The organism is Pseudonocardia alni, from assembly GCF_002813375.1.
Taxonomy (GTDB): Bacteria; Actinomycetota; Actinomycetes; order Mycobacteriales; family Pseudonocardiaceae; genus Pseudonocardia; species Pseudonocardia alni.
Window position 1 is genome coordinate 1,746,882 of record NZ_PHUJ01000003.1, and the last position, 12,410, is coordinate 1,759,291.

The window sequence follows — 12,410 nt, forward strand, 5'->3', positions numbered from 1 at the left end:
CGCAGGGCCCGGGACCCACCGACGGAAGGAACGACCCGGCATGACACCGAACCTGCTGGACGGCGAGTACGTCCCCAGCTCCGATCCCACCACCCGCGACCAGGTCGAGCTCTACGAACGCACCGGCGGCCGGGAGGGTGCGACCATGCTGGGCGGCCCCGTCGTCGTCCTGACCACCCGCGGGGCACGGTCGGGCACGCTGCGCAAGACCCCCCTGATGCGGATCGAGCGCGGCGGCGTCTACGCCCTCGGAGCGTCGGCCGGTGGGCAGGCCCGACACCCGGGCTGGTTCCACAACCTGACCGCGCACCCGACGGTGCAGCTGCAGGACGGGGCCCGCCGGGCGCTGATGACCGCGCGCGTCGCCGAGGGCACCGAACGCGCGGACTGGCTCGCCTACGCCGACGGGCTGTACCCGTTCTTCGCCGACCTGCGCGAGCGCGCCGTCCTGACCGGTGACCGGGAGGTGCCGGTGGTGCTGCTCGAACCCGTCACGGACTGACCCCTCGAGGAGTCCCGGCACGGAGCCGGCGGTCACGGGGCCGACCGCGAGTTGCTCGACGGTGGCTCCCCCACCAGGACCGCGAACCCGTCCAGGTGCCGGGCCAGGCTGTAGTCGAACAGCTCGTCGACGTCGGGGACGACTCGCTCATGGACCTGCGCCAGCAAGGGGAAGCGCCCGCCGGCGAACAGCGCGTCGGTCCGTGCACGCTGCGCTTGCCGCCACCGGCCCAGCGACACACCTGTCTCCTGCTCGGCCTCCACCTCGTCCGCTGTGGACAGTGCAGCGTTGATCACCAACGAATGCAGCGCGAGCGCCTCCTGCATCCGCGTGCGCAGTGACAGGCCGAGACCCTCGAGCGCCCGCAGGGTCCACTCGGTGTGCACCATCATGTTCGGCGCCATCGAGGGCCGGGTGAACGACACCGCTCGGGGCAGCCACAGGTGTCGCCGGCACAGCCCCCACTGCCACCGCGCGATCAGCTCCAGTCTGGCTCGCCAGCCGTCGGGTCCCGGGTCGGGGAGTTCCAGCTCCCCGAAGACCAGGTCGGCCATCTCGGTCATCAGGTCGTCCTTGTTCGCGATGTGGCGATAGAGGGACATCGCCCCCACGCCGAGCTCGGCGGCGACCCGCCGCATGGACACCGCCCCCGCACCCTCGACGTCGGCGATCGCGACAGCGGTCCGCAGCACGTGCTCGCGACCGAGTGCCTGCCTCGCTCCGCCGGCCGGACGCGGCGGGAACGACCGGGAAGCGGACGTGTGCGCCCGGCCCGGCCGGCGCGGCCCGTTCGTGGAGGCGCTGACGACGGTGCCGGAGCCCACCTTCGCCTCGACCAGGCCCTCGTCGCGCAGGACAGCAAGAACCTTCGTCGCGGTCGCGATCGCGACGTTCCACCGGTCGGCGATCTGCCGGATGGACGGGATCCGGTCCCCCGGCCTCAGATCACCGGATCGGATCCGGGCCGCGAACTCCCCGGCGATCCGCCGGTAGAGCGGCTCCGGCTGAGCGTCCTCCGACATGCGGACCTCCTGAGCGTCGTCGTCGACAGCGAGGGAAGTGCACTAGTTCACTTCCGCTGCACTAGTTCACTTTGCAGAGGCATCTGAACACGATTTATTGACCGTCTCACGTCCTCGCGGAGACAGTGTACGCGTAGTTCGCTACAGCGTACGCAGTCAGCGAGCCGGAGCTTCGCCACCCGGCGATCCGCCCCGCACCGCCCGCCGGACCGGAAAGGACATCCCCATGCTCACCGTCGCCGAGGAAGTCGTCCTCATCGCCCTCGACGAGGACACCGGCAGGGGCGGGACCCGCCTCGGCCTGGACTGGGCCGTGGCCGGTGCGGTCGTCGTCGAGCTGGCCCTCGCCGAGCGCATCGCCGTGGGGGACGACGACGTCGTCACGGTCGTGGACCCGGCCCCGACAGGGGCCGGGCACCTCGACACCGTCCTCGCCGAGGTCGCGGGCCGGGTGAAGGTCTCGACGCTGTTGCGACGGACGCGCGCCGGGGCGCCGGGGCGCGCCATCGCCGCGCTCGTCGAACGCGGTGTGCTCCGGCGCCGACGCGGCCGGCTGCTCGGTCTCGTCCCGGCGCACCGCTACCCCACACAGGACTCCTCGGCCGGATCCGAGATCCGCAGCAGGCTCGCCGACGCCGTCCTCGACGGGAACGAGCCCGACGAGCGCACCGCTGCCCTGATCGGCGTGCTGCACGCCGCGAGGCTGTGGCGCCGCGCGCTGCCCACCGGTCACCGGAGGCAGGTCCGCACACGGATGGGCGACATCGCCACGGGGCAGGCCGTCGGTCCCGCAGTGCGCACGGCCATCGCCCGGACGAAGGGCGCCATCGCCGCGATGGCCGCATCGGGCTGAACCGACCGAACAGACGGACAGGAGCGACCCGATGGTGACCGACATCGACACCGACTACCTCGTGATCGGCGCAGGCGCGACCGCGATGGCGTTCGTCGACACGGTGCTGACCGAATCGCGGGCGACCGTCACCATGGTCGACCGCTACCACCGACCCGGCGGACACTGGACCATCGCCTACCCCTTCGTACGGCTGCACCAACCGTCGGCGGTGTACGGCGTGAACTCCCGCCCGCTCGGCGAGGACCGGGTCGACCGGACGGGCTGGAACGCCGGGATGTACGAGCTGGCGGGCGCCGCCGAGATCTGCGACTACTTCGACCAGGTGATGCGCCGGACGTTCCTGCCGTCCGGGCGGGTCTCCTACTTCCCGATGGCCGAGTACCGGGGTGGCGGACGGTTCCACGTGACGACCTCGGGCACCCGGTACCGGGTGACCGTGCGGCGCAGGATCGTGGACACCACCTACCAGGGCGTCACGGTGCCCGCGATGCGGCCGCCGGCGTTCCCGGTCGCCGACGGGATCCGAGTCGTGCCGCCGAACGAGTTGCCCGCCGTTCGCGAGCCCTCCGACCGCTACGTCGTCGTCGGAGCGGGCAAGACCGGGATCGACGCCTGCCTCTGGCTGCTGGAGCAGGGCGTCGACCCCGCCGACCTGACCTGGATCATGCCCCGAGCGCCGTGGCTCATCGACCGTGCGACGGTGCAGCCGATGCCGCTGCGCCGCCCCGCGGAGATCGCGGCGGACCACGCCGCGAAGCACTCCGCGATCATGGGCGCCGAGTCGGTAGGCGACCTCTTCGACCGGCTCGACGCGGCGGGAGCGCTGCTGAGGATCTCCCCGGACGAGCGGCCGACGGCGTTCCGCTGCGCCACCGTCTCCCGGGCCGAGCTGGAACAGCTGCGCAGGATCTCCGACGTCGTCCGCCTCGGCCGGGTCACACGCATCGACCCGACGGCCATCGAACTCGACGGCGGCACGCTCCCGACCGGCCCCCAGGTGCTGCACGTGGACTGCACCGCCGACGCCGTGAAGCAGCTGCCCGTCGTACCGATCTTCCAGGACGGACTGATCACCCTGCAGCCGGTCCGCGCGTGCCAGCCGGTGTTCAGCGCCGCACTCGTCGCACACGTGGAGGTGACCGGTCCCGACGACACCGTGCGCAACGAACTCTGTCCCGTCACCCCCTACCCGAGCAGCGACGTGGACTGGCTCCGGTTCGCCCTCTCGGCGAACGCGGAACAGCTGCGCTGGGCAGCGAACCCGGACATCGACGCCTGGCTGCGCGCCTCCCGCCTGCATCCGGATCTCGCCCCGCCGATGCCGGACGACCCGGCCGAACGCGCGGTCGTCGAACAGGCGGCCACGGCCATGGCGAAGGCCCAGAACGCGAAGCTCGACGAGCTCCTGCACACACGACGGTCGCTGCCGCCACCGGGACCGCACCACCCGACACGCAGAGAGGCGGCCACTGGATGAACCGGTCAGGGAACCGGCGGTGGAACCGGGCGCCCTGGACGCTCGCACTGCTGACCACGGTGTGCGCGGAGCTCACCTTCACCGCGGTCGCGGTGCCGTTCACCTGGCTGTTGGTGCCGCTGCTGATGGTGATGTACGGCGCCGGTGTCCTCGTGCTCCGCGAGGCGACCGTGCGGGCCGGTGGCACCTGGCCGAGCCTCGTACTGCTGGGCGTGGCCTACCAGGTCGCGGAGGACGGCCTGGGCCTGCAGGCCCTGACCAGCCCCCGGATGTACGGCGCCGCCGACTGGGGATTCCGGGCGCTCGGCGTGAACTGGACCTACTGGGAATCCCAGGTCGGCGTGCACGTCGTGCTCAGCGTCCTCGTTCCGATCACCCTCACCGACCTCCTCTTCCCGGCACAACGGGACCGGCCCTACCTCGGCAACCGGGGCCTGGCCGGCGCGGGCTCCCTCGCGGTCCTGGGCGTGCTCGGGCTCCGCCACCTGATCTCGGCGACCGAGGACCCCGGCTACCGGACCCCCTGGGGCTTCACGCTCCTGTTCCTCGCACTCATCGCGACGCTCGGCGTGGTCGCGCTGCTGGTCCTCCCCCGCCGCGGCGTCACCGCCCGCGTTCGCGGGGCCCGGAAGACGCCCCACCCGACCCTGGTCGGAGTCGTGTCCGGGTACCTGACCATGGCGTTCCTCACCACGCTGCTCCCGCTCGGCCTCGGCCCCACGATGCTGCTCGGCGACCTGATGTCCCCCGCCCAGCGGCTGGTCGTCGGACTGATGACCGCCGTCCCGTTCGGCTGGCTGCTCCTGCGTTGGCAGGCATCGCCCGGGTGGAGTGACCGGCACCGGATCCGGCTCATCGGCGGCATCCTCGTGTCGCACACCGCGTTCATGATGCCCGCGTCACCGACCGCCGCACTCGTCGGTTCGGTCGCGATCGTGACACAGGTGTACCTGCTGGCACGTCTCGCCGAGCATCTCCGGCGGCGGAGAGCCGAGGCTGCCGATCCCCGCGACGAGCATCCGCTGAGCCGGCCGGAATGACCACCGTCATCAGCGACCTCGCCTGCCCGGTCGCGCTCCCGGCTCCTCGTCCCGCCGCACGCCACGGCAGTCCGGAGTCGTGCTCATCGATCACGCGCGCGGCCCGGCGCAGAGTCGACCGGATGTGGAGGACAGTGTCGTGACCGACGGTCACGACGGATTCTGTCGGATGTCGCGGTCTGCACGCAGGTTCACCATGAGGTCGACGACGGTGGCGTCGGCGTCGAGTGGGGTTCCGGAGCGGACCGCGGTCGCGAACATCCGCACCCGCCCACCCTGCTGCGCAGCAGCGCCGCGGAGGCGCTGGAACCGCCCTGCTCGTCATCGGAGGAGTCGGCACCGCCGTGATCGCCGGGGACACCGTGGGAGACCTCGGTGTCGCTCTCGCGTTCGGCCCCTCCGCGGCTGGGCGAGAACGGGGATCGCGATCGGTGTCGTGTTGAGCGTGGCTCATCCGGTCGCCATCCCGATCGACGGCACGTCGGTGAACCCGGCGGCTTCTGCACTCACCCTCACCGGTCCGTGACACGAGTCACCATCCCGGCGCGTGAGGATCGGGGGCCGGGAGTCGTCAGAACTGTCGGATGGCCGTTGCGGACGAGATGGCCGCACCGTCGTCCACCGCCGCGGACGCCGTCGCTGTCTGCCGTGGCACGACCGTCACCCGGCTCGATCGGTCCGGGGACCGGCGACACATCCGTCAGACGACAGGAGAACGACGATGAGCTTCACCGACAAGGCGAAGAACAAGGCCCAGGACGCGGTCGGCAAGGCCAAGGAGAAGATCGGCGACGTCACCGACAACGACGACCTCAAGCGCGACGGGCAGGCCGACCAGGCCGAGGCCGCTGCCAAGCAGGCCGGCGAGAAGGCCAAGGACACCGCCAAGAACGTCAAGGACACCTTCACCAAGGACTGACCGCGACACCTCCGAGCAGCGCACATCCCCTTCGCTCCGACGGAGCCACCCGGGACCGAAGCTCGGCCTGCGGCATTCCTCTCGCGGTACGGGGCCCGTGCTCTCCAGGGACCACGGGCCCCGCCACCGCCTTCGCCCGTCGCTCCCGAACACCAGGTCTCGCCGCCGGCCTCGCACCGGCACCGCCCACACCCCGCCGGGTACGGCCCTCCGCCACCGCGACCGGCGCGCCGCAACGGCCCGCCGCTCTCCACTCCGCACCGGCCTGCCGACCGACGACCGCGGACCCAGGGACCCGGCCCGCACGCCCGTCACCTGTAGGGCTCCGGATGCGGCAGAAGGCGGAGGACCACTCGGCCATCATCCAGAAGAGGTGTCATGTCTGACCCGGACCCGGACCCGGACCCGGCCCCACGGCGCCAGCGTGCGCAGAGCCACCGCCGCCGTCCGAACGGCCCGCCGCGATGACCGGCGCCTCCCGACCACACCCCGACCACCGGCGCAGCGACCGCGCCGTCGCCGCGACCGATGGACCGGCGCGCCCCGGCCGGCCCCCTGCCGGCGCAGGCCCCGGCCGCAACGCCGACCAGATCGACCACCAGGCCGACGCCTGGCTCGTCGGCAAGGCCCAGCTCGGCTCCATCGAGGCCTACGAGGTCCTCATCCGGCGCCACCGCGACCGCATCCACCGCATCGCGCTGCGCATGCTGGGCAACCGCGACGACGCCGAGGACATCACCCAGGACGTGGTCATCCAGGTCTGGACCGCACTGGCGGGCTTCGCCGGTGACAGCATGTTCACCACCTGGCTCTACCGGATCGTGGTCAACCGCTGCATCACCCACCTCAAGCGCCGCCGCCATGACACCCCCCTCGAGGATCCCGACCTCGCCAGGTCCCCCGGCGCCGACGCCCAGGCCGAGGCACGCGACCGCCTGCGCGCGGCGCTCGCCGCGCTCGCCGGGCTCCCGGCCGACCAGCGCGCCCCGATCGTGCTGATCGACATCGAGCAGCTCAGCTACGACGAGGCGGCGAGCATCCTCGGCGTCTCCGAACCGACCGTCCGGGGACGCCTGTCCCGTGGGCGCCGACAGCTCGCCGAGACCATGCGGGAGTGGACATGACCAGCCACGAGCACGACCGCACAGGGGACCAGGCCTCCGGCGGCGGACACATCCCTCTGCGACCGGACCTGCTGCCCTGCGCCCGGTCCCGCGACGATCTGCTCGACCAGGTCGCCCGCGGCGACGCCGCCACCCTCGACCCCCACCAGAACCACTGTGTCCACTGCCAGGCGGCCCTGGCCGAGTTCGACCGGCTGTGGTCACCGATGCGCGAGCTCGCCGCGGAACAGGTCGACACCCCCGAGGCCGGGATCGACGCCGCACTCGCGCGGATCCGCGGAGCGGTCGAGGACACCGACTACGCCACCCTGCGCGGCCCGCAGGGCACCACCCGCGTCGCGGCCCGGGTCGTGGTCGTCGCCGCCCGTCACAGCGCCCAGGAGGTACCCGGCGTCCGCGTCGCGCTGAGCAGGGACCTCACCGGCTCCCACCAGGACACCGACTCCGAGGTCCACGTCGGAGTCGCCGGCACCAGCACCGTCATCGAGATCACTCTGGCCGCCGACTACGGCCGCTCACTGCACCAGCTGGCCGCGGACGTCCGCCGCGCCGTGACCGACCGCGTACGACAGCTCACCGACCTCGATCCCACCCAGATCATCGTGATCATCGACGACGTCCTCGACTGACCCGGTCATCGTGACCCACGTCATCGGTGAGCGGCGTGAGGACCGGTCCCGCGTGATGTCCGAGCTCATGACCACCGACCACGACCGACACCCGAGGAGCTGCAGCATGTGGGTCCTGCTGTCCCGCCACCTACGCACCTGGGCGATCTTCGCGATCGCCGTCCCGCTGCTCAGCCGCGTCCTGGGCGCGCTCGGACGCGCCATCGAACGCCGCCACGGCCCCTCCGCGCTGACCCACGTCCTGACCTGGGCACAGCGCATGCTCGCCCGCCGAGCCCGCGGTCCGCTCGCCACCGGCACCACGCCCCCCGGTACCGGCGACCGGACACACGGAACCCACGCACCGGCGCCGGACCGATCCCCCCAGCAGCCGCAGCCGCGGCCGGTCACCGACACACAGCCCTGAACGCAGCACTCCGCACGAAGCGCCATCAGCGTGGTGCGCTCACAGATACGGACACATCATGGGAATCCTCGGATGGGTCGTCGTCGGCCTCGTCGCCGGCGCCCTGGCCACACTGGTCATGCCGGGCAAGGACCCCGGCGGCATCCTCGTCACGGTCATTCTCGGCATCCTGGGCGGGCTGCTCGGCGGATTCGTCAGCTCCCGGCTCTTCGGGATCGGCACCGGCGCCTTCTTCGACCTCCGCACCTGGATCATCGCGCTGATCGGCTCAATCGTCCTGCTCGTGATCTACCGCTTGGTCATCGGCCGCCGAACCCGCCGGTGACCGGAACAGCCCGATGGTTCCAGCCCGGACACCACCGGCCCCGGACCAGCTGCACCGTCCCGCCGCGAGTGGTGAGCCCGTGACCCGGCCCCGGCCACATACCCACGTCATGCTCGTCGAGAAGCGGGAGCACCCCACCGGAGCCGTACTGCTCACGATCCACGGCGAGATCGACGCCGCGACGAGCCCGGCACTGGAACGCCGCTTACGCGACTACAGCGGAACCACCGACCGGGTCGTGCTCGACCTGCGCGAGGTCACCTTCCTCTCCGTCCACGCCATCACCATGCTCACCACCACGCACACCCACGCCGCGAGCCGCGGCACCGCCCTGCAACTGATCATCGGGCGGGGCAGCCCCGTCGAGCGGGCCCTGCTGGTCACCGACCGCCTCCATCCGTCGCCGCTCGCGATCACGATCACCGACGAGCGTTGACCGGCACGACCCGGCAGAACCGGCCCGGCACGGCACTACACCCCGGCGCCACCGCGACCCCCACGCTTCGAGCTCACCCTCGCCCACCGGGCCACCGTCGCGGCCCTCTCGGCACACCGGCTCTGCCACTACGCCGCCGACCTCGCATCACCAACCCTGCGTCGCCTCCAGGGCGACCGCACCCGTGCCGTGCTCGTCCCCAGCGACCACCGCCAGCGGAGACGACCGTTGACCAGCAGAACCTGCCACCGGAAGCGACCGGGTCAGACGTGCGACTTGCTCAAGAGCTGATCGAGGAGGCGTGCCGATCCGAGGCCTCGCCAATCGGCCCGGACGGCCCGCTGGCCCCGGGGGGGGGCCGCGCGGTCCTGCAGACCGCGCTGGGCACCGAGATGAACGAGCACCTGAGCTGCGACCCCGAAGATCGTTCGGTTTCGCGCGGCGACAACCACCGCAATGGGAGTTCGCGAAGACGGTGCGCATCGAGATCGGGCGTCGAGGTGAAGGTCCCGCGGAACTCGGCGAGGTCTTTGGCGCCACCGTGCCGCAGGGGTTGGCCTCGGAGGTCACCGACAAGGTGGTCGACGAAATCACCGCCCGACGGAGCCCCCCTCGATCGGGCCGACCCGTGGTGTTCATATACGCGCTGTACGTCCAGATCCGCGAAGGCCAGGTGGCCGATCACCCGATCTACGTCGTGATCGACATCAACTGCGACGGCGCGCGAGACGTGCTCGGGCTCCGGGTCGGCACCGGCCCGGTGGGGACCGGGTGTCACCGGCCGATGACTGAGAGGTCTCTGAGCTCGGACCACATCTGTTGCCAGGTGACGGTCCGGTCCTCGAGCAGCCAGATGGTCGTGTTCTCCTCCACCAGGCCCCCGTAGGTCCCCAGCGGGGTCGACGCCGTCACTGTCCGCAGTGGGCGGGCGGAGGTGAAGTAGGGGCGAAAGAGGTCGGGACTGCCGACGAGCAGCATCGCGTCGGATGTGTCCGGCGGGGGCGGGAACCAGCCGTACGCCCTGTTGGTTCCGTGGACCGCCGGCAGGCCGAGGTCGGGTGGGGCGGCGTCGAGAAGCGCAGCGTGGACGTAGGGAACCGCCACGAGTGCGGTGCGCGCGCGGTCCTCGTCGGGTAACGCGGACCAGGTGGCTGCGGTGGTGGTGGCCAGCGGGGCGGCGAAGGCCGGGGACGCGAGCAGCACCGACGACGCGGCACCGGCCGTGGCCAGCACTGCGCCGGCGGTGACCACCGGCCAGGCGCGGCGTGGCCCGCGGCGTTCCCGGCGTCGCTGGAGCGCGACGGCACCGACGGCACCGAGGACCGGGTAGATCGGTGTCAGGTAGTAGTGCCGGCCCGCGGAGACCAGGACCGCGATGAACAACAGCAGGTAGGCCACTGCCAGGTAGCGCAGCGGCCGCCACTGCGGGTCGCGCAGCAGCGCGAGCAGCCCCGACACCGCCAGCCCGAGGGTGAGCGGTCCGGTCACGGCCAGCCCGTGTGCGGCGACGACGACCGGGTGCCCGTAGATGGCGGTGTTCTCCTGGGCGACCGCGGTCGCCATGCCCAGCTGCGGCCAGCCGTGCGCGGCCTGCCAGACCAGCGTGGGTGCGGCGACCAGCAGCGCGATTCCGGCGCCGGCCCATGTGGCCCGGCGAACCAACAGGTTCCGCGGCCCGACGGCCAGCAGGGCGAGGACAAGGGCCGCGCCCAGTGCGAAGACCTGGAACCGGGTCTGCGCGGCGACACCGGCGACCAGTCCGGCGGCGAGCAGGAGCCGGTCGTCGCCGGTGCGGTGGCGGCGCAGGAGCAGCCACAGGAACGCGGTCCACAGTGCGGGTTCGAGGGTGTAGGGGGTCAGCCAGTGCCCGAACTGGGCGGCGGCGATCGAGGTGGCCTGGCCCAGCGCGGCGAGGGTCTGCGCGCGTGCGTCGCCGCCGAGCTCGCGCGCGACCAGCGCGGTGAGCACGACGGCGGCGGTGGTGGCGAGTACGGCGGGCACGGCCAGGACCAGTTGTGATCCCGGGGCGAGCGTGTCGGCGAGGCGGGCGAGCAGCGGTGTCAGCGGCGGCTGGTCCACCGCACCGATGTCGAGGTGGTGGCGGCCGATGGCCAGCATCAGGTCCTCGTCGAGCCAGCTGCGCGGCACGGCGGCCAGGGTCAGGTGGACTACCGCCACGATCCCGGCCGTGACGGCCACCGGGATCGCCGCGAAGCGATGCACGGGACCGGTCACGAAGTCGCGGCGCAATGGACGTCCTCGGTCGGTGCCCGGTTCCGGAGGCGGTGGGCGACAGGGAGCAACGCCTTCTCTGGCAGCTCGGCGAGTCCGACGGCATCAGGACGACGAACGAACGTGCGGTCCGGGCGGTCGGGCATGGGTGTCACCTCGTTCTTCGGTCGGCGATCGGTCGGAGTCGATCACAGCTCATGCCGTTGCGGCATGGTCCACCCCGCGCGTGCATGGCATGGCTCACACCGGGGCGGGTCGATCAGGGCCTCCGTGGGGGCCTGCCGTCCGACGAGATCGGTACCGTCTCGACCGGCAGCAGCACCGTGTCGGCGCGACGAACGAGCCCGCCGACCTCGTCGTGCACATGGCCTGGGCGGCCCACCCTCTGCGTCGGCAGGCTGGGCGGCGGTCCGAGCGCTTCGACGCTCAGGGCTCAAGAGCCTGTTCCTCATACTGATGGGCCAGAACGGCGAGCACCGCCTGCCCGGCGGCAAGCCGGCATGGGGTCCAGCCGGACGGGCTGCGCTGAACCGAGTCCTGAGCCATGGATAACCCGACGAATACCGCAGGCCCCGAATACCGCACCAGTACCGGCCTCCTGCCGGCGAACTCAGTCGTCCCCGGAGTGGTCGGATCCCACGATCTGGAGTCAGGTGCTGCTCTCGGTGAGTCGAGAGGTCGACTCCACCCAGCCACGTAGGTGCGACGTCGTGTTTCCGCCCCCAGTTGGGCCAGACGGCCTTCTTGCGGCTTGACGATGCGCTCTCACCGGCTGGGTCGCGACGACTCAGCGGGCCGGCGTCCCACCGAGCGCCCCGAGCACGCCGAGCCCGGTCCGGATCGGGTCGAGGACCAGGGGCAGGTCCGGGTCCCGGACGGCGGTGTCCACGGCCGAGCAGCCGTTGACCACCGCCGTCACCCCGGCGGCGCGGGCCGCGAGCAGGGCCGGGCGCATCGCCTCGTCCCAGCGCGCGGCGTCGTCGATGTCGGTCACCTGCAGGTCCAGCACAGCGACCTCGTCGAAGCTCCCGGCCCAGCCGTAGGCGGTGACCCGGTCCAGAAGCTCGTCAGCGATCGCCCGGTTCCGGGCCACGGCGCCGACGCGGTGCCCGGCGGCCACCGCGGCCCCGACGGTCAGCCGGAGCAGACCGAGTGCGGGCCGCCCGCCGAGCCGGCCGCCGTCGACCGGGACTCCGGTGTCGAGCACGCAGTCCGGCAGCACGGCGTCGCCCGCGGGGGCCGCCGACAGCGCGGCGGCGACGAGCTCCTCCGAGTGCCGCACCTGGTCCGCCGTGTCCAGCGCGCGGGGGCCGTCGGGGGCCAGGTCGGACAGGACCACCCGGACGCCCGCGGGGGCGAGCGCGTCGTAGCGGGCCTGCCGCCGGGCCACCTCGGCCGATCCGACGACGATGGGGGTGACGGCATGGACGAGCATCGGGTCC

General features: G+C 72.2%; 14 protein-coding genes and 1 pseudogene. 12 read left to right on the plus strand and 3 right to left on the minus strand.

Annotated features, from left to right (window positions below):
- The first annotated feature begins 40 nt into the window (after positions 1-40).
- On the plus strand, positions 41-502 hold the full coding sequence (locus tag ATL51_RS08950; RefSeq protein WP_100878309.1) for a nitroreductase family deazaflavin-dependent oxidoreductase: 462 nt from the start codon (positions 41-43) through the stop codon (positions 500-502).
- Between the two features lie 32 nt (positions 503-534).
- Here ATL51_RS08950 and ATL51_RS08955 read toward each other — a convergent pair whose 3' ends face one another.
- On the minus strand, positions 535-1,524 hold the full coding sequence (locus ATL51_RS08955) for a TetR/AcrR family transcriptional regulator (protein ID WP_100878310.1): 990 nt from the start codon (positions 1,522-1,524) through the stop codon (positions 535-537).
- A gap of 226 nt (positions 1,525-1,750) precedes the next feature.
- Between ATL51_RS08955 and ATL51_RS08960 the strand changes: the two genes are divergently transcribed.
- The 11 genes and pseudogenes from ATL51_RS08960 (at position 1,751) to ATL51_RS29860 (ending at position 9,622) form a co-directional block, all read left to right on the plus strand.
- On the plus strand, positions 1,751-2,377 hold the full coding sequence (locus tag ATL51_RS08960) for a GOLPH3/VPS74 family protein (RefSeq protein WP_100878311.1): 627 nt from the start codon (positions 1,751-1,753) through the stop codon (positions 2,375-2,377).
- Positions 2,378-2,408: 31 nt separating this feature from the next.
- Entirely contained in the window at positions 2,409-3,857 is a 1,449-nt protein-coding gene (locus ATL51_RS08965) for an NAD(P)/FAD-dependent oxidoreductase (protein WP_208622953.1), read from the plus strand.
- The gene (locus tag ATL51_RS08970) at positions 3,854-4,897 is read left to right on the plus strand and encodes a hypothetical protein (RefSeq protein ID WP_100878312.1); all 1,044 of its coding nucleotides are present in this window, start codon (positions 3,854-3,856) and stop codon (positions 4,895-4,897) included. Before ATL51_RS08965 ends, ATL51_RS08970 begins: the two co-directional genes overlap by 4 nt.
- Positions 4,898-5,618: 721 nt before the next feature.
- Positions 5,619-5,816, plus strand: a complete 198-nt coding sequence (locus tag ATL51_RS08985) for a CsbD family protein (RefSeq protein WP_100878314.1) — start codon at positions 5,619-5,621, stop codon at positions 5,814-5,816.
- Between the two features lie 464 nt (positions 5,817-6,280).
- The gene (locus ATL51_RS08990) at positions 6,281-6,940 is read left to right on the plus strand and encodes an RNA polymerase sigma factor (RefSeq protein ID WP_100878315.1); all 660 of its coding nucleotides are present in this window, start codon (positions 6,281-6,283) and stop codon (positions 6,938-6,940) included.
- The gene (locus ATL51_RS08995; RefSeq protein WP_157818283.1) at positions 6,937-7,569 is read left to right on the plus strand and encodes an Asp23/Gls24 family envelope stress response protein; all 633 of its coding nucleotides are present in this window, start codon (positions 6,937-6,939) and stop codon (positions 7,567-7,569) included. Before ATL51_RS08990 ends, ATL51_RS08995 begins: the two co-directional genes overlap by 4 nt.
- 106 nt (positions 7,570-7,675) lie before the next feature.
- Positions 7,676-7,975, plus strand: coding sequence for a hypothetical protein (locus ATL51_RS09000; RefSeq protein WP_157818284.1), 300 nt, complete (start codon positions 7,676-7,678; stop codon positions 7,973-7,975).
- Positions 7,976-8,033: 58 nt separating this feature from the next.
- The gene (locus ATL51_RS09005) at positions 8,034-8,300 is read left to right on the plus strand and encodes a GlsB/YeaQ/YmgE family stress response membrane protein (RefSeq protein WP_100878318.1); all 267 of its coding nucleotides are present in this window, start codon (positions 8,034-8,036) and stop codon (positions 8,298-8,300) included.
- Between the two features lie 109 nt (positions 8,301-8,409).
- Positions 8,410-8,736, plus strand: a complete 327-nt coding sequence (locus tag ATL51_RS09010; RefSeq protein WP_157818285.1) for an STAS domain-containing protein — start codon at positions 8,410-8,412, stop codon at positions 8,734-8,736.
- A 269-nt stretch (positions 8,737-9,005) separates the two neighbouring features.
- Positions 9,006-9,245: pseudogene (locus ATL51_RS29855) on the plus strand (transposase); the annotation flags it as partial.
- Entirely contained in the window at positions 9,212-9,622 is a 411-nt protein-coding gene (locus tag ATL51_RS29860) for a transposase (protein ID WP_392567361.1), read from the plus strand. The pseudogene ATL51_RS29855 and the gene ATL51_RS29860, both read left to right, overlap by 34 nt.
- On the opposite strand, the gene ATL51_RS09015 is transcribed toward ATL51_RS29860, so the two are convergent.
- Positions 9,511-10,971 carry a glycosyltransferase family 39 protein gene (locus ATL51_RS09015; RefSeq protein ID WP_100878320.1) on the minus strand — a complete coding sequence of 487 codons (1,461 nt, stop codon included), beginning with the start codon at positions 10,969-10,971 and terminating at the stop codon, positions 9,511-9,513. The genes ATL51_RS29860 and ATL51_RS09015 overlap by 112 nt on opposite strands.
- 784 nt (positions 10,972-11,755) lie before the next feature.
- A complete protein-coding gene (locus tag ATL51_RS09025) occupies positions 11,756-12,403 on the minus strand; it encodes a hydantoin racemase (RefSeq protein ID WP_100878321.1) in 648 nt (215 codons plus the stop codon).
- Positions 12,404-12,410: the final 7 nt, after the last annotated feature.

Bases quoted from the DNA above. Each gene is read 5' to 3' on its own strand.
- ATL51_RS08960 (WP_100878311.1), top strand. From the start codon at position 1,751: ATGCTCACCGTCGCCGAGGAAGTCGTCCTCATCGCCCTCGACGAGGAC.
- ATL51_RS09010 (WP_157818285.1), top strand. From the start codon at position 8,410: ATGCTCGTCGAGAAGCGGGAGCACCCCACCGGAGCCGTACTGCTCACG.
- ATL51_RS08955 (WP_100878310.1), bottom strand. From the start codon at position 1,524: ATGTCGGAGGACGCTCAGCCGGAGCCGCTCTACCGGCGGATCGCCGGG.
- ATL51_RS09025 (WP_100878321.1), bottom strand. From the start codon at position 12,403: ATGCTCGTCCATGCCGTCACCCCCATCGTCGTCGGATCGGCCGAGGTG.
- ATL51_RS08950 (WP_100878309.1), top strand. From the start codon at position 41: ATGACACCGAACCTGCTGGACGGCGAGTACGTCCCCAGCTCCGATCCC.
- ATL51_RS08965 (WP_208622953.1), top strand. From the start codon at position 2,409: ATGGTGACCGACATCGACACCGACTACCTCGTGATCGGCGCAGGCGCG.
- ATL51_RS08970 (WP_100878312.1), top strand. From the start codon at position 3,854: ATGAACCGGTCAGGGAACCGGCGGTGGAACCGGGCGCCCTGGACGCTC.
- ATL51_RS08995 (WP_157818283.1), top strand. From the start codon at position 6,937: ATGACCAGCCACGAGCACGACCGCACAGGGGACCAGGCCTCCGGCGGC.
- ATL51_RS08985 (WP_100878314.1), top strand. From the start codon at position 5,619: ATGAGCTTCACCGACAAGGCGAAGAACAAGGCCCAGGACGCGGTCGGC.
- ATL51_RS09005 (WP_100878318.1), top strand. From the start codon at position 8,034: ATGGGAATCCTCGGATGGGTCGTCGTCGGCCTCGTCGCCGGCGCCCTG.
- ATL51_RS08990 (WP_100878315.1), top strand. From the start codon at position 6,281: ATGACCGGCGCCTCCCGACCACACCCCGACCACCGGCGCAGCGACCGC.
- ATL51_RS09000 (WP_157818284.1), top strand. From the start codon at position 7,676: ATGTGGGTCCTGCTGTCCCGCCACCTACGCACCTGGGCGATCTTCGCG.